The 14,318-nt window shown below is 66.5% G+C and carries 15 protein-coding genes; 9 read left to right on the top strand and 6 right to left on the bottom strand.

Features of this window, described 5'->3' with window-relative positions; all coding sequences use genetic code 11:
- Window positions 1–113: 113 nt before the first annotated feature.
- The 8 genes from ACZY08_RS26770 (at window position 114) to ACZY08_RS26735 (ending at window position 7,745) form a co-directional block, all read left to right on the top strand.
- Complete coding sequence (locus tag ACZY08_RS26770; RefSeq protein WP_463747634.1) at window positions 114–1,790, top strand: nitrite/sulfite reductase; 1,677 nt, start codon at window positions 114–116, stop codon at window positions 1,788–1,790.
- The gene (locus tag ACZY08_RS26765) at window positions 1,787–2,488 is read left to right on the top strand and encodes a phosphoadenylyl-sulfate reductase (RefSeq protein WP_463747633.1); all 702 of its coding nucleotides are present in this window, start codon (window positions 1,787–1,789) and stop codon (window positions 2,486–2,488) included. The genes ACZY08_RS26770 and ACZY08_RS26765 overlap by 4 nt, the downstream gene beginning before the upstream one ends.
- Window positions 2,489–2,495: 7 nt before the next feature.
- Window positions 2,496–3,209, top strand: a complete 714-nt coding sequence (locus ACZY08_RS26760; protein WP_463747632.1) for a sirohydrochlorin chelatase — start codon at window positions 2,496–2,498, stop codon at window positions 3,207–3,209.
- Between the two features lie 144 nt (window positions 3,210–3,353).
- Window positions 3,354–4,733, top strand: coding sequence for an MBL fold metallo-hydrolase (locus ACZY08_RS26755; RefSeq protein ID WP_463747631.1), 1,380 nt, complete (start codon window positions 3,354–3,356; stop codon window positions 4,731–4,733).
- Window positions 4,734–4,755: 22 nt separating this feature from the next.
- Window positions 4,756–5,967: an NAD(P)/FAD-dependent oxidoreductase gene (locus ACZY08_RS26750; RefSeq protein ID WP_463747630.1), complete on the top strand. Its 1,212-nt coding sequence runs from the start codon at window positions 4,756–4,758 to the stop codon at window positions 5,965–5,967.
- On the top strand, window positions 5,967–6,563 hold the full coding sequence (locus ACZY08_RS26745; RefSeq protein ID WP_463747629.1) for a rhodanese-like domain-containing protein: 597 nt from the start codon (window positions 5,967–5,969) through the stop codon (window positions 6,561–6,563). The genes ACZY08_RS26750 and ACZY08_RS26745 overlap by 1 nt, the downstream gene beginning before the upstream one ends.
- Window positions 6,560–7,420, top strand: a complete 861-nt coding sequence (locus ACZY08_RS26740; protein WP_463747628.1) for a sulfite exporter TauE/SafE family protein — start codon at window positions 6,560–6,562, stop codon at window positions 7,418–7,420. Before ACZY08_RS26745 ends, ACZY08_RS26740 begins: the two co-directional genes overlap by 4 nt.
- Before the next feature lie 64 nt (window positions 7,421–7,484).
- On the top strand, window positions 7,485–7,745 hold the full coding sequence (locus tag ACZY08_RS26735; RefSeq protein WP_463747627.1) for a metal-sensitive transcriptional regulator: 261 nt from the start codon (window positions 7,485–7,487) through the stop codon (window positions 7,743–7,745).
- A gap of 19 nt (window positions 7,746–7,764) precedes the next feature.
- Here ACZY08_RS26735 and ACZY08_RS26730 read toward each other — a convergent pair whose 3' ends face one another.
- The 6 genes from ACZY08_RS26730 to ACZY08_RS26705 form a co-directional block, all read right to left on the bottom strand.
- A complete protein-coding gene (locus ACZY08_RS26730) occupies window positions 7,765–8,853 on the bottom strand; it encodes a sulfate/molybdate ABC transporter ATP-binding protein (RefSeq protein ID WP_463747626.1) in 1,089 nt (362 codons plus the stop codon).
- Between the two features lie 22 nt (window positions 8,854–8,875).
- A complete protein-coding gene (cysW, locus tag ACZY08_RS26725) occupies window positions 8,876–9,697 on the bottom strand; it encodes a sulfate ABC transporter permease subunit CysW (RefSeq protein ID WP_463747625.1) in 822 nt (273 codons plus the stop codon).
- Window positions 9,694–10,557, bottom strand: coding sequence for a sulfate ABC transporter permease subunit CysT (gene cysT / locus ACZY08_RS26720; protein WP_463747624.1), 864 nt, complete (start codon window positions 10,555–10,557; stop codon window positions 9,694–9,696). The genes cysW and cysT overlap by 4 nt, the downstream gene beginning before the upstream one ends.
- A complete protein-coding gene (locus tag ACZY08_RS26715) occupies window positions 10,554–11,546 on the bottom strand; it encodes a sulfate ABC transporter substrate-binding protein (RefSeq protein ID WP_463747707.1) in 993 nt (330 codons plus the stop codon). Before ACZY08_RS26715 ends, cysT begins: the two co-directional genes overlap by 4 nt.
- Window positions 11,547–11,728: 182 nt before the next feature.
- Window positions 11,729–11,821: an Ms4533A family Cys-rich leader peptide gene (locus ACZY08_RS26710; protein WP_463747623.1), complete on the bottom strand. Its 93-nt coding sequence runs from the start codon at window positions 11,819–11,821 to the stop codon at window positions 11,729–11,731.
- A gap of 139 nt (window positions 11,822–11,960) precedes the next feature.
- Window positions 11,961–12,164 carry a hypothetical protein gene (locus ACZY08_RS26705; protein ID WP_463747622.1) on the bottom strand — a complete coding sequence of 68 codons (204 nt, stop codon included), beginning with the start codon at window positions 12,162–12,164 and terminating at the stop codon, window positions 11,961–11,963.
- Between the two features lie 116 nt (window positions 12,165–12,280).
- On the opposite strand from ACZY08_RS26705, the gene ACZY08_RS26700 reads away from it, so the two are divergent.
- A complete protein-coding gene (locus ACZY08_RS26700; protein WP_463747621.1) occupies window positions 12,281–14,311 on the top strand; it encodes a glycoside hydrolase family 15 protein in 2,031 nt (676 codons plus the stop codon).
- Window positions 14,312–14,318: the final 7 nt, after the last annotated feature.

Below are 14,318 nucleotides of genomic sequence, written 5' to 3'. Positions count from 1 at the left end.
TTTCGGACCCCGCCCGCCCCATAGTTTCAGCTGGCACCGGATCTGCGCCGCCGGACAGCCACCGGTGACGTGCGCGGTCTACATGCCAGCTCCTTTCTCCGAGGAGCACAACAGTGACAACCCCCGAGGCCCCTGCCAAGGCCAAGCGCCCCCGCGACGAAGGCCAGTGGGCGCTGGGCAGCCGCGACCCACTCAACCACAACGAGCAGTTCAAGCAGGAAGACGACGCACTCAACGTGCGCGACCGCATCCTCAATGTGTACTCGCGGGACGGCTTTGCCAGCATCGCCAAGGACGACCTGCGTGGCCGGTTCCGGTGGATGGGCCTGTACACCCAGCGCACCGAGGGTTACGACGGCACCTTCACCGGTGACGACAACGCCGACCTGCTCGAGGCCGAGTATTTCATGATGCGGGTGCGCACCGACGGCAAGGCGATGTCGGCTCAGGCCATCCGCACCCTCGGCCAGATCTCGATCGACTTCGCCCGCGACAGCGCCGACATCACCGACCGGGAGAACCTGCAGTACCACTGGCTGCGCATCGAGGACATCCCCGACGTCTGGCGCCGCTTGGACGAGGTCGGCCTGCAGACCATGGAGGCGTGCGGCGATTGCCCCCGCGGCATGCTCGGGTCCCCGTTGGCCGGCGATTCGCTGGCCGAGGTGCTGGACCCGACGCCCGCGCTCAAGGAGATCGAACAGCGCTACATCGGCAATCCGGAGTTCTCCAACCTGCCCCGCAAGTTCAAGACCGCCGTCTCCGGCCTGCAGGACGTGGCCCACGAGATCAATGACGTGTCGTTCATCGGGGTCAACCACCCCGAGCACGGGCCCGGCCTGGATCTGTGGGTCGGCGGCGGCCTGTCGACCAACCCGATGCTGGCGCAGCGGGTCGGCGTGTGGGTGCCGCTGGAGGAAGTCGCCGAAGTCTGGGCCGGCGTCGTCGGGATCTTCCGCGACTACGGGTACCGCCGACTGCGGTCGAAGGCGCGGCTCAAGTTCCTGATCAAGGACTGGGGCACCGAAAAATTCAGGGAGATTCTCGAACAGGAATACCTGAAGCGCCCCCTCATCGACGGACCCGCCCCCGAACAGGTCCCGCACACCGTCGACCACGTCGGCGTGCAGAAGATCCGTAACGGCCTCAACGCCGTCGGTGTCTCCGCCATCGCCGGCCGGGTGTCGGGCACCATCCTGACCAAAGTCGCCGATCTGATGGAAGCGGCCGGTGCAGACCGCGCCCGCCTGACCGCGTATCAGAAGCTGATCATCCTCGATGTGCCCGACGAAAAGCTCGATGCCCTGCGCATCGGACTGGACGCGCTGGGACTGCAGTCGCAGCCGTCGCACTGGCGTCAGAACCTGATGGCCTGCACCGGCATCGAGTACTGCAAGCTGAGCTTCGCCGACACCCGCGGACGGGCGCAGACCCTGGTGCCGGAGCTGGAGGCGCGGCTGGGCGACCTCAACGCCGAGCTCGACGTGCCGGTCACCGTGAACATCAACGGCTGCCCCAACTCCTGCGCCCGCATCCAGGTCGCCGACATCGGTTTCAAGGGACAGATGGTGGACGACGGCAACGGCCCCGAGGAAGGCTTCCAGGTCCACCTGGGCGGCAGCCTCGGCCTGGACAGCGGGTTCGGCCGCAAGCTGCGTCAACACAAGGTGCTGGCCAGCGAGCTCGGCGACTACATCGAGCGGATCGTGCGCAATTTCGTGAAACAACGCGAGGCCGGCGAGCGTTTCGCCCAGTGGGCCGTACGGGCCGACGAGGACGACTTGAGGTGACCACATTGACTGAGGCGGAACTGATCGAGCTCGCTGAGCGCGGTGCGGCCGAGCTGGCCGATGCCGGCGCGGAGGAGTTGCTGCGCTGGACCGACAAGCATTTCGGCGGCAAGTATGTCGTGGCGTCCAACATGCAGGACGCCGTTCTGGTCGAGATGGCGGCCAAGGTGCGCCCCGGTGTCGATGTGCTGTTCCTGGACACCGGATACCACTTCGCCGAGACCATCGGCACCCGTGACGCTGTCGAGCAGGTGTACGGCGTCAACGTGGTGAACGTCCACCCGGAGAAGACCGTCGCCCAGCAGGACCAACTGCACGGCAAGGACCTGTTCGCCCGCGACGCCGCGGCATGCTGCCGCATGCGCAAGGTGGAGCCGCTGGTCAAGGCCCTGGCCGGCTACACCGCCTGGGTTACCGGCATCCGCCGCGTGGAGGCACCGACCCGCGCCAACGCCCCGCTGATCAGCTGGGATGCCGCCTTCGGCCTGGTCAAGATCAACCCGATCGCGGCCTGGTCCGACGAGGAGATGCAGGCGTATATCGACGCCAACGACATCCTTGTCAATCCCCTTGTCTACGAAGGCTATCCGTCCATCGGATGCGCGCCGTGCACCGCCAAACCTGAGGCCGGCGCCGATCCGCGCAGCGGCCGGTGGGCCGGTCAGTCCAAGACGGAGTGCGGGCTGCACGCCTCGTGAGGCATTCATGACACTCGTTCTCACCGCACACGGCAGCGCAGATCCGCGTTCGTCGGCGAACGCACACGCCATCGGCGGGCATCTGCGCCGCCTGCTGCCCGACACCGAGGTGCGGGTCGCGTTCTGTGAACAGAACGCACCCAACCTCACCGAGGTGCTGCCCGATGTCGAGCCCGGAGCCGTGGTGGTGCCGCTGCTACTGGGCAGCGCTTATCACGCCCGGATCGACATTCCCGAGCTGATCGCCAACTCCGGCGCCGTGGTGACCCAGGCCGACGTGCTCGGCGACGATCCCCGGCTGCTGCAGGTGGTGCGGGAGCGGCTGACCGCGGTGGGAGTGTCTCGATTCGACGCCGACCTCGGCGTGGTCCTGGTCGGCGTCGGCTCATCGCATCCGGCCGCCAATGCCCGTACGGCCGCCCTGGCCGGCGCATTGGCCGAGGGCACCCGCTGGGCCGGCACCGAGGTGGCGTTCGCCACAGGGCAGACCCCATCCCTGCCGGAGTCCGTCGACCGCTTGCGCCGCCGCGGCGCACGGCGCCTGGTGATCGCCCCCTGGTTCCTGGCACACGGCCGCATCACTGATCGGGTCGCTGAATTTGCCTGCGCCACAGGGATTCCGATGGCCGAACCACTCGGTCCGCACCGCTTGGTGGCCGCCACGGTGCTGGATCGCTACGAAGAGGCGCTGGCTGCGCGCAGCGCCGGCTTCGCCGCCTGACCCGCTCCGCCCCGAATACGATCGCGCCCCCGGATACCCACCGGGGGCGCATTCGTCGGCTTGACTCCTATACCCCAAGGGGTATATTTGGCCTTATTGGTATACCCCCCTAGGTATACAGGCCGCCCACTGAGGAGTCGAACAATGAAGTTCATCCAGTACTACCTGGACTGTCTGTCCCACGCGTCGTACCTGATCGGCGATGAATCCACGGGCCGCGCCGTCGTCGTGGACCCCCAGCGCGACGTCTCTGAATACGTCGCCGATGCCGAGAAGCTGGGCATGCAGATCACCCACGTCATCGAGACCCACTTTCACGCCGACTTCCTGTCCGGCCATCTCGAGCTGGCAAAGGCCACCGGTGCCACGATCGTGTACTCCTCGGTCGCCAAGCCGGAGTTCGATCACATGGGAGTCGAAGACGGCCAACGCATTTCACTCGGAGAGGTGGTGCTGGAGTTCCGTCACACCCCCGGCCACACCCCGGAATCGATGAGCATCGTGGTCTACGAGCGCGCCGATGACACCGTGCCCTACGGTGTTCTGACCGGCGACACCCTGTTCATCGGTGATGTCGGCCGACCGGATCTGCTGGCCTCGATCGGCTTCACCCGCGAGGAACTGGCCGACAAGCTCTACCACTCGCTGCACGAGAAGCTGTTACCGCTGCCCGATGCCACCCGGGTCTTCCCGGCGCACGGCGCAGGTTCGGCCTGCGGCAAGAACCTGTCCACCGAGCTGTCGTCCACCATGGGTGAGCAGAAGCAGACCAACTACGCCCTGCGTGCCCCCGGCAAGCAGTCGTTCGTCGAACTGGTCACCGCGGGCCAGCCGCCCGCCCCGGGCTACTTCGTCTACGACGCGATCCTCAACCGCAAGGACCGCGCGCTGCTGGACGAGGAGGCGACGCCGGAGGCGCTCGACTACCGTCAGGCCACCGACGCCGTGGCCGGCGGGGCCATGTTGATCGACGGCCGCAGCCCCGAGGACTTCGCGCTGGGCCACGTGCGCAACGCGATCAACATCGGCCTGGCGGGGCGCTACGCCGAATTCGCCGGCTCGGTGGTCAAGCCCGACGCCGACATCGTGCTGGTCACCGACCCGGGCGAGGAGCGCGAAGGCAAGAATCGGCTGGCCCGCATCGGATTCGACCGGGTGCTGGGTTACCTCGACCATCCGGAGCGGACGATGTTCGAGCACTCCGATGACGTGACCATCGCCTCACGGTTGACTGCCACCGCCTTCGATGATCGCGCCGCCACCGTCGAAAACCTGCAGATCGTCGACGTGCGCAATCCCGGCGAGACCGAGGCGGGCACGATCCCCGGCGCGGTCAACATTCCGGTGGGTCAGCTGCCCGACCGGACCGGCGAATTGGATCCCACCCGCCCGACCGTGGTCTACTGCGCCGGCGGCTACCGCTCATCGGTGGCGGCCAGCCTGCTGCGCCAGCGCGGCTTCGCCGATGTCAGCGACATCCTGGGTGGCTACGGCGCCTGGGCGGACAGCACCCAAACCGTCTGAGAGACAGGAGAACACAACAAGTATGTCCACCCCGCTCAAGCACGAGGTCCTGATCATCGGCGGCGGCACGGCCGGGATCACCGTGGCGGCCCGGTTGCTGCGCAAGCACCACACCGACGTCGCGATCATCGAACCGTCCGACAAGCACTACTACCAGCCCTTGTGGACACTGGTGGGCGGTGGGCAGGCGACCGCCGCCGAAACCGAGCGCGCCGAAGCGTCGGTGATGCCGCGCGGCGCGACCTGGATCAAGAGTGCGGTGACGTCGATCGACCCGGACGCCAACGCGGTGACGTGTGCCGATGGCACGACCTACTCCTACGACGTCCTGGTGGTCGCGCCGGGTATCCAGCTCGACTGGGAACGCACCGAGGGCCTGGCCGACACCCTCGGCAAGGACGGCGTCTCGTCGAACTATCTCTTCGATCTCGCCCCGCGCACATGGGAATTCATCCGCAACACCCGGTCCGGCACCGCAGTGTTCACCATGCCGTCCGGGCCGATCAAGTGCGCCGGCGCACCCCAGAAGATCGCCTACCTGGCCTGCGATCACTGGCGGCGCCAGGGTGTGCTCGACAACATCGACGTGCACCTGGTGGTCCCGACGCCACGGATCTTCGGCATCCCCGCGATCGCCGACAACCTGGACAAGGTCATCGCCGACTACGGCATCACGCTGCACACCGGAAGTGAAGTGCGGTCCATCGATTCGGCGGCCCGCAAGGTGACCATGACCAATCTCGCGGCCGGTACCGAGACCACGCTGCCCTACGACGTGCTGCACGTGGTCCCCCATCAGTCGGCACCCGACTGGATCAAGACCAGCCCGCTGTCCACGAGCCATGTCGGCGGGGACGCCAATGGTTATGTCGACATCGACAAGCACACGATGCAGCACGTGCGCTACCCGAACGTGTTCGCACTCGGCGACGCGGGATCGTCCCCCAACTCGAAAACCGGTGCGGCCATTCGCAAGCAGGCGCCCGCAGTCGTCGAGAACATCGGCGCGGTGCTGAGTGGGCGCCCGCTGTCCGGGTCCTACGACGGCTATGCGTCCTGCCCGATCGTCACCTCCTCACGCGAGATGCTGCTGGCCGAGTTCGACTACGACTTCACCCTCAAACCGTCCTTCCCCCTCCTCGATCCGGTCGCGCCGCACCGGCCCTACTGGTTCCTCAAGAAGTACGGGCTGCCCGCCATGTACTGGAATCTGATGTTGAAAGGTCTGGCCTGATGTCCACCTCGTCGTTCATCGACGCCGCGGAACTGAACGAGCTCAAACAGGCCGGTGCCGGCCCGCGGCTCATCGACGTCCGTACCCCCGGCGAATTCGAAACCGCCCATATCCCGGGCGCTTACAACGTGCCGCTGGACCTGCTGCAGGAACATCGGGACGAGATCGCCCAACACCTCGACGAGGATGTCGTGTTGATCTGTCGCTCCGGTCAACGGGCGGGCACCGCCGGCCAGACCCTGCGCGACGCCGGCCTGCCGAACGTCTCGATCCTCGACGGCGGCATGACCGCCTGGCAGGAAAAGGGATTCGGCGTGCGTCGTGGCGCACAGCGCTGGGACCTGGAACGCCAAGTTCGGCTGGTCGCCGGGTCGATCGTGCTCAGCAGTGTCCTCGGCAGCATCGCGGCGCCCAAGCTGAAATGGGTCGCCGCGGCGATCGGTGCCGGATTGACGACAGCGGCGCTGACGAACACCTGCGCGATGGGCATGATGCTGGCGAAACTGCCCTACAACCGGGGCACATCCTGTGACGCCGACAGCGTTGTCGCGCAGTTGATCGGCTCCAAACAGGCACATTCGGGCGCGTTGGCATGATCGCCCTGGCTGTCGCGCTGGCCGTGCTGGTCGGGGTGTCACTCGGACTCCTCGGCGGGGGTGGCTCGATCCTGACCGTTCCGCTGCTGGCCTACGTTGCCGGCATGGAGACCAAGCAGGCGATCGCCACCTCGCTTGTGGTGGTCGGGGTCACCAGCGCGGTCAGCACACTGTCACATGCCCGGGCGGGCCGGGTGCAATGGCGCAGCGGCCTGCTGTTCGGCGCGGCCGGTATGGCCGGGGCCTACCTGGGTGGGCTGCTGAGTTACGTCATCCCCGGGTCGGTACTGCTGATCGCCTTCACGGTGGTGATGATCGCCACGGGCATCGCAATGATCAGGGGCCGCAAGGCATGCGATCCGACGACGCGGACGATGCCGGTCGCCAAGGTCCTGCCGATGGGGCTTGGGGTCGGGGTGGTGACCGGAGCAGTCGGAGCCGGGGGCGGATTCCTGGTGGTGCCCGCCCTGGCCCTGCTGGGCAGTCTGCCCATGCCCGTCGCGGTGGGAACCTCGCTGCTGGTGATCACGATGAACTCGGCCGCAGGTCTGGCCGGACATCTGAGCACCGTGCCGATCGACTGGAAGATCGCAGGCGCAGTCACCGCCGCAGCGGTACTGGGCAGTCTGCTGGGCACCCGCTTGACCGCGCACGTCGACCCCGGCGCGGTGCGCCGGGCCTTCGGCTGGTTCGTGTTGCTCATGGCGTCGCTGATCCTCGGCCAGGAAGTCCACCCGGCCATCGGGCTCACCGCGGCCGGCCTGACGGTACTTGCCGGCCTCGGCAACCTCAGCTGCGCCCGCCTCGGATGGTGTCCGCTGCGATGGCTTTTCGGCCCACCCGCCGCGGCAACATGACCACACGTACATACCCCCGCGGGTATGATCGAAACCAACCAACCCAACCCTCAAGGGGGACAACATGATCTGCGACGAAGAATCGATCGCTGCCATCCTCAACCGGCTGCGGCGCGCACAAGGACAGCTCTCGGGCGTCATCGCCATGATCGAGCAGGGCCGCGACTGCAAAGATGTCGTGACCCAGCTCGCCGCGGTGTCGCGCGCACTGGACCGCGCCGGATTCAAGATCGTCGCCACCAGTCTGCGCGAATGCCTGGCCGGCAACAGTGACGAAACCCTGGACGTCGCCGAGTTGGAGAAACTGTTCCTGACCCTGGCCTGACCGGACCTGCCTGACCGTCTCAGCTGACGGTCAGCGCCTCGTCCTCGTCATTGCTCTTCTCGGACTTCTTCGCGGATGAATCCTTGCCGCTCACCGGAATCTGCACTCCCCCGGCGATCTGAGGAACGCGGGTCGCCCGGACATAGACCGTGTCACCCTCGCGCAGTCCCAGCGCTTCGGCGTCACCGCGGGTGATCTGCGCGGTGAACGGGACATGTGTTGCGGCACCGGTCAGTTCGACCCGAACCTCGAAGCCCAGCATCACGATCCGGTCGATGGTCGCCCGCAGCACCCCGGTGGCCTCGGCCGTGCCATCGCCGGCAGCGACGGCCAGCTCGGGATTGCGTCCGACCCGAATATCATGCGGACGCACCAGAATTCCGTTGAGCTCGGAGACCGCACCCAGGAACGACATCACGAATGCGTTGGCGGGCTCGTCGTACACCTCGGTCGGCGAGCCGACCTGCTCGATGCGCCCCTTGTTCAGCACCGCGATCCGGTCCGCCACATCCAGCGCCTCGGCCTGATCGTGCGTCACCAGCACCGTGGTGACGTGTACCTCGTCGTGCAGGCGGCGCAGCCAGGTGCGCAGATCGTCACGCACTTTGGCATCCAACGCCCCGAACGGTTCGTCGAGCAGCAGCACCTGCGGGTCCACGGCCAGTGCCCGCGCCAGTGCCATCCGCTGGCGCTGACCGCCGGAGAGCTGGTTGGGATAGCGGGTCTGAAAACCGGCCAGCCCCACCACTTCCAGCAGGTTGTCGACCTTCTCCTTGACCTCGGCCTTGGGACGCTTACGGATCTTGAGGCCGAATGCCACGTTGTCGCGGACCGTCAGGTGTTTGAACGCGGCATAGTGCTGGAACACGAATCCGATGTCACGCCGCTGCGGCGGTATTCCGGTGACATCACGGCCGTTGATGGTGATGGTCCCGGTGTCGGGCTGATCCAGGCCCGCGATGGCGCGCAGCAGGGTGGACTTGCCCGAGCCGCTCGGGCCCAGCAGTGCGGTCAACGAACCGGACGGCACTTCGAAGTCGATGTTGTCGAGCGCCGCAAAATCGCCGTAGCGCTTGTTGGCGCCCCGAACCACGATCGCGTCGGTCATAGCTCTTGTCTCCTTCTCGGGCCTACTGCGCGGCCTTGGTTCGGCGTCGGTCGAGGATCACCTGGACGACCAGGACGATCACGGCCACCGCCATGAGCAAAGTCGAGATGGCGTACGCCCCGTACACCGAATCCGCGGTGCCGCGGTTGTAGCGGTCGGCCACCAGCAGGGTCAGTGTCTGGGAGGTGCCCGGCAGATTCGAGGACACCATGATCACCGCACCGAACTCCCCCAGAGTGCGCGCGATGGTCAGCACGATGCCGTAGGTCAGGCCCCACCGGATGGACGGCAGGGTGATACGCCAGAATGTCTGCCACCAGGTCGATCCCAGCGTCGCGGCAGCTTCCTCCTGGTCGGTGCCGATCTCGTGCAACACCGGTTCGACCTCCCGGATCACGAATGGGACGGTGACGAAGATGCTGGCCAGCACGATGCCCGGGAGCCCGAAGATGATCTTCAGCCCCAGATCGTTCTCGACGAAGCCCAACAATCCCGCCGAGCCCCACAGCAGGATCAGCGCGACACCCACCACCACCGGCGACACCGCGAACGGAAGGTCGATCACGGCCTGCAGGGCGCTCTTGCCCCGAAACCGATTGCGCGCCAGGACCAGCGCAGTGGGAACGCCGAACAGCACGTTCAGCGGCACCACGATGGCAACAACCAACAGCGACAGATTCAGGGCCGAGATCGCCGCCGGAGTGCCCACCGATGCGAAGAACGCCCCGACACCGGGACCGAAGGTACGCCACAAGATCAGCCCGACCGGGACCACCACCAGCACCGCCACATAGGCCAGCGCCAGAAAGCGCAGCAGGTAGCGCACCCGCGGTGAGAGCGTCATGCCGAAAGCTCCTCACGCTTGGCTGCCCGCGAACCAACGGCACGCAGCACGAACAGCACCAGGAACGAGATCACCAGCAGCACAATGGAGATCGCCGCGGCACCGGTTCGGTCGTCGTTCTCGATCAGGGTCCGGATCCACTGTGAGGACACCTCGGTCTCTCCGGGAACCGCACCACCGATCAGCACCACCGAACCGAACTCGCCGATCGCCCGGGAGAACGCCAGCCCGGCGCCGGACAGCAACGCGGGCAACAACGCCGGCAGGATCACCTTCACGAAGATGACCCGGTTGCTGGCCCCCAGCGAGGCGGCTGCCTCCTCCGTCTCCTGGTCGAGCTCGAGCAGCACCGGCTGCACCGAACGCACCACGAACGGCAGCGTGACGAACAGCAGTGCGATGCCGACACCCCATTTGGTGTGCTGCAGGTGCAGGCCGACCGGACTGGCCGGGCCGTACAGCGCCAGCATCACCAGGCTCGCCACGATCGTCGGCAAGGCAAACGGAAGGTCGATCACGGCGTCGACCAGTCGCTTACCCGGGAAGTCGTCGCGGGTCAGCACCCAGGCCACCACCAGGCCGAAGAAAAGATTCACCACCGTCACGCCGGCCGAGATGGTCAGCGTCACCCGGAACGATTCCAGCGCCGCGTTGGAGGTGATCGCCAGCCAGAAGGCGTCCCACCCGCCACCCGCCGCCTGCCATAGGATCGCCGCCAACGGCAGCAGCACGATGACGCTCAGCCAGATCGAAGCCGCGCCCACGCGCAGCGAGGTGCTCCCGTAGCGGCCGGGCCGCGCGCCGGGGGTGGGATCCCCCGGCGCGGGCACAACCGAATCGGTCTGGACTGCAGAGGTCATCCAGTCGCCTGCTTGTAGATCTTGGTGATGGAGCCGTTGTCTTTGTCGAACAACGCCGGGTCCACCTCTTTCCATCCGCCGAGATCAGCGATCGTCCAGAGCTTCTCCGGCGCCGGGAAATCCTTGGCGAAGTCCGCCGCCACCGCCGGATCGACCGGACGGAATCCGGCCTCGGCCCACAACTTCTGCCCCTCGGCGGTGAACAGGAAGTTCTGCAGTGCCTTCGCCTTGTCAGCGTGGGCGCTGGTCTTGACGACCGCCACCGGGTTCTCGATCTTGAAGGTCTGCGGCGGGTTCACGTGCTCGACGTCCTTGCCCTGCCGCTCGACGTTGATCGCCTCGTTCTCGTAGCTGATCAGGACGTCGCCGGTGCCCTGCAGGAACACATCGGTAGCCTCCCGCCCCGAACCCGGCCGGGTTTTGACGTGCTCGGTCACCAACTTGTTGACGAAGTCGAGACCGGCCGCAGAGTCCTTGCCGCCGTTGCTCTTTGCCGCATACGGGGCCAGCAGGTTCCACTTGGCCGAACCCGAACTCAGCGGGCTCGGGGTGACCACCTCGAGCCCGGGCTGCAGCAGGTCATCCCAGTCTTTGATGCCCTTGGGGTTACCCTTGCGCACCACCAATGACACCACAGAACCGAACGGGATGCCCTTCGTGTTGCCTGCGCTCCAATCGTCGGCCACCTTGTCGGCCTTGACCAACCGGGCCACATCGGGTTCGACCGAGAAGTTGACGATGTCGGCCGGCTTGCCGTCGGCCACGGCCCGGGACTGGTCGCCCGATGCGCCGTACGACGTCCGCACCGCAACGCCCTTGCCTTCCTCGCTGGCGGCGAACGCCGGGATGATCTTGCTCCAGCCCGGTTCGGGCACTGCATAGGCGACGAGCGTCAGCGTGGTGTCGGCATCCGCAGCGCCCTGATCACCGCCGGCGACATCGCTGGTGCCGCCGCCGCAACCGACGGCCAGCACGCCGGTGGTGGCCAGGACGGTGGCAGTACGCCAGAACCTACTGAGATGGGGCTTGTTAACGGACACGGAGGACCTTTCTTGAGGACAGCGGACATTACGAGGTCCGTCGTGCGGAAAGGCTGGGGAGGCGAGGGAGGCAAGAGAAGAGCATCCGGGCGCAGAACCGCCACCGACACCAAACCGCGGACGGGTTGGAGTCAGCGACAACAGGCGACGTCAGCAACAGCGCATGAACCCACGGCAATGAGAGCCAGGACATGGCTCTCGATCTTGCCGGACGCTGAATGCATGGCGCGAAGAATAACAGAATTCCGATGTCGCGCCCGTCGAGCGATCAGGCGCGGAGTCAGCGGGTCAGCAGCCACATCACGATGACCAGGACAACCAGCAGAACCAAGATCAACGTGACACGTGAGCGCGGCATACCGTTCATTCGGATTCCACCTCTGCCGCAGAGTCGTGGCGCAGCCGGTGCAACCCGGTGATTCCCCAGCCCAGCGCGCCGTCGAGCACCAATGCGCTGCCGTAGGCCAATGCCAGCACCACCGGCATCACCACCGCGGTCTGCACGACGAACGGCAGCCCGGTGAGCCACAGTTCGACGCCGTCCCACCAGTTCAGGATTGCCGCCATGGGGCAAGCCTAGGCGATCGCCGAAGGTGTCTGTGAGTTCATCCCGTCGCACCCGTAACGTCCGACACACGTGTCTTGGGTAGACGGCACCTGTATCCGCAGATGATGATGTCCGCATGGTTCTGCAACACACCGAGCCCACGGATGTCGTCGCGGCACTCGACAAGACTCCTGATACGCCGAAGGCACCCGAGTCGCCGCTGACGGCGACAGCCCCGGTTCCGTACTCGTCGGGCGCGTCGCTGCGGAACCCGTTCCCGCCGATCGCCGACTATGGCTTCCTGTCCGACTGCGAGAACACCTGCCTGATCTCCTCGGCCGGGTCGGTGGAGTGGCTGTGCGTCCCCCGGCCCGACTCCCCCAGCGTGTTCGGCGCGATCCTGGACCGCAACGCCGGCCACTTCCGGCTCGGTCCCTACGGCGTCACGGTTCCGTCGGCGCGGCGCTATCTGCCGGGCAGCCTGATCCTGGAGACCACCTGGCAGACCCACACCGGCTGGCTGATCGTGCGCGACGCATTGGTGATGGGTCCCTGGCATGACCTCGACACCCGGTCCCGCACCCACCGGCGCACCCCGATGGACTGGGACGCAGAGCACATCCTGCTGCGCACCGTGCGCTGTGTCAGCGGCACCGTGGAACTGGTGATGAACTGCGAGCCGGCCTTCGACTACCACCGGGTCAGCGCGTCGTGGGAGTACTCCGGCCCCGCCTATGGTGAGGCCATCGCCCGCGCCAGCCGCAACCCCGATTCGCACCCCACCCTGCGGCTCACCACCAACCTCCGGATCGGCATCGAGGGTCGTGAGGCGCGCGCCCGCACCCGCCTGACCGAGGGCGACAACGTGTTCGTCGCGCTCAGCTGGTCCAAGCACCCGGCCCCGCAGACCTACGAAGAGGCCGCCGAGAAGATGTGGAAGACCAGCGAGTCGTGGCGTCAGTGGATCAACATCGGCGACTTCCCGGATCACCCGTGGCGGTCGTACCTGCAACGCAGTGCGCTGACCCTCAAGGGCCTGACCTACTCGCCGACCGGTGCCCTGCTGGCCGCGCCCACCACATCACTGCCGGAAACTCCTCAGGGCGAACGTAACTGGGACTACCGCTACTCGTGGATTCGCGACTCCACGTTTGCACTGTGGGGCCTGTACACACTCGGGCTGGACCGGGAGGCTGACGACTTCTTCTCGTTCATCGCAGACGTCTCGGGTGCCAACAACGGGGAACGCCACCCGCTGCAGGTGATGTACGGCGTCGGCGGTGAACGCAGCCTCGTCGAAGAAGAACTGCACCACCTGTCGGGCTATGACAACGCCCGGCCGGTACGGATCGGCAACGGTGCCTACAACCAGATGCAGCACGACATCTGGGGCACGATGCTCGATTCGGTGTACCTGCACGCGAAGTCGCGCGAGCAGATTCCCGAGGCGCTGTGGCCGGTGCTGAAGAATCAGGTCGAGGAAGCCATCAAGCACTGGAAGGAACCCGACCGCGGGATCTGGGAGGTGCGCGGCGAACCGCAACACTTCACCTCCAGCAAGATCATGTGCTGGGTGGCGCTGGATCGTGGATCGAAACTGGCCGAACTGCAGGGCGAGAAGAGTTATGCGCAGCAGTGGCGCGCGACCGCCGAGGAGATCAAGGCCGATATCCTGGCCCGCGGCGTCGATTCCCGCGGTGTGCTGACCCAGCGCTACGGCGACGACGCGCTGGACGCATCGCTGCTACTGGCGGTGTTGACGCGGTTCCTGCCCTCAGACGACCCGCGGGTGCGGGCCACGGTGCTGGCGATCGCCGACGAGCTCACCGAGAACGGGCTGGTCCTGCGCTACCGGGTCGAGGAGACCGACGACGGCCTGTCCGGTGAAGAGGGCACCTTCACCATCTGTTCGTTCTGGCTGGTTTCCGCGCTCGTCGAGATCGGTGAGGTGAGCCGGGCCAAGCATCTGCTGGAACGGTTGCTCTCGTTCGCCAGCCCCCTGCACCTGTACGCCGAGGAGATCGAGCCGCGCACCGGCCGTCACCTGGGCAACTTCCCGCAGGCCTTCACCCACCTGGCCCTCATCAACGCCGTGGTGCACGTCATCCGCGCCGAGGAGGAGTCCGACAGTTCCGGGGTGTTCCAGCCCGCCAACGCGCCGATGTAGGGGTTGG

The sequence above is a fragment of the Mycobacterium sp. IDUB_9 genome, assembly GCF_055419505.1.
Note: the sequence above shows the minus strand (reverse complement) of the source record. Positions and strands in the feature narration are given on the sequence as shown.

Bases quoted from the DNA above. Each gene is read 5' to 3' on its own strand.
- ACZY08_RS26700 (WP_463747621.1), top strand. From the start codon at position 12,281: ATGGTTCTGCAACACACCGAGCCCACGGATGTCGTCGCGGCACTCGAC.
- ACZY08_RS26730 (WP_463747626.1), bottom strand. From the start codon at position 8,853: ATGACCGACGCGATCGTGGTTCGGGGCGCCAACAAGCGCTACGGCGAT.
- ACZY08_RS26755 (WP_463747631.1), top strand. From the start codon at position 3,354: ATGAAGTTCATCCAGTACTACCTGGACTGTCTGTCCCACGCGTCGTAC.
- cysW (WP_463747625.1), bottom strand. From the start codon at position 9,697: ATGACGCTCTCACCGCGGGTGCGCTACCTGCTGCGCTTTCTGGCGCTG.
- ACZY08_RS26740 (WP_463747628.1), top strand. From the start codon at position 6,560: ATGATCGCCCTGGCTGTCGCGCTGGCCGTGCTGGTCGGGGTGTCACTC.
- cysT (WP_463747624.1), bottom strand. From the start codon at position 10,557: ATGACCTCTGCAGTCCAGACCGATTCGGTTGTGCCCGCGCCGGGGGAT.
- ACZY08_RS26760 (WP_463747632.1), top strand. From the start codon at position 2,496: ATGACACTCGTTCTCACCGCACACGGCAGCGCAGATCCGCGTTCGTCG.
- ACZY08_RS26750 (WP_463747630.1), top strand. From the start codon at position 4,756: ATGTCCACCCCGCTCAAGCACGAGGTCCTGATCATCGGCGGCGGCACG.
- ACZY08_RS26705 (WP_463747622.1), bottom strand. From the start codon at position 12,164: ATGGCGGCAATCCTGAACTGGTGGGACGGCGTCGAACTGTGGCTCACC.
- ACZY08_RS26735 (WP_463747627.1), top strand. From the start codon at position 7,485: ATGATCTGCGACGAAGAATCGATCGCTGCCATCCTCAACCGGCTGCGG.
- ACZY08_RS26710 (WP_463747623.1), bottom strand. From the start codon at position 11,821: ATGCATTCAGCGTCCGGCAAGATCGAGAGCCATGTCCTGGCTCTCATT.
- ACZY08_RS26745 (WP_463747629.1), top strand. From the start codon at position 5,967: ATGTCCACCTCGTCGTTCATCGACGCCGCGGAACTGAACGAGCTCAAA.